The following is a 712-nucleotide window of genomic DNA, read 5'->3' as shown; positions in this document are numbered from 1 at the left end:
ATCAAGGCCTTCTCGGAGACGGATTTCAGCGAGGACCTGAAGAGCATCGCTGTGCCAACGCTCATCCTGCACGGCGACGATGATCAGATCGTGCCTATCGCGGATTCCGCTCTTCTGTCGGCGAAACTTCTGAAAAACAGCACACTCAAAATCTACGAGAAGCTACCTCACGGCATGTGCACGACCCACGCCGACATCATCAATGCCGAGATTTTGTCCTTCGTAACGGCCTAAAGTCTTCGCTTAACCGACCGCGTCACCGAAAGCCAAGCTCAGTTGCTCTCAAAGTGCGGCAACGGTGACGCGCGTCTGCTCCACCAAACGTTACATTAAATGGACCTGTTTGTCTGATACGGTACTGKGCAAAYGGAGGAGCTTGACGATGAACARYGAGGACCGSGAAATGAAAGGCTCCGATCTGCTGGTGGCAGCYCTCGAAAACGAGGGCGTCGACCGCATCTTTGGCGTCCCCGGCGAGGAGAACCTCGACGTCGTCGAGAGCTTGCGCAAGTCTTCCATCGAGCTGGTCGTCACKCGTCACGAGCAGCCYGCSGCCTTCATGGCWGCGACCCACGGGCGCCTCACAGGGAGGCCAGGTGTCGCGCTCAGCACTTTGGGGCCCGGAGCCCTGAACCTTTCTACAGGGGCTGCCTATGGGCTCCTGGGGGGCATGCCGATGGTCCTGATCACTGGCCAGAAGGCGATCCACGCC

Annotated in this window: 2 protein-coding genes; both read left to right on the top strand. The window is 58.5% G+C overall.

Annotated elements, in window-relative coordinates; translation table 11 throughout:
• The coding region (locus AC1DU6_RS33985; RefSeq protein WP_477862813.1) for an alpha/beta fold hydrolase at positions 1 to 234 on the top strand (234 nt) is incomplete at its 5' end.
• Between the two features lie 169 nt (positions 235 to 403).
• Positions 404 to 712 (top strand): thiamine pyrophosphate-binding protein (locus tag AC1DU6_RS33980; RefSeq protein WP_477862811.1); only part of this gene is annotated, 309 nt, incomplete at its 3' end.

The sequence above is a fragment of the Roseateles sp. P5_B10 genome (assembly GCF_056400485.1).
The sequence above is the reverse complement of the archived record's forward strand: the minus strand, read 5'-3'. Positions and strand labels throughout refer to the sequence as shown.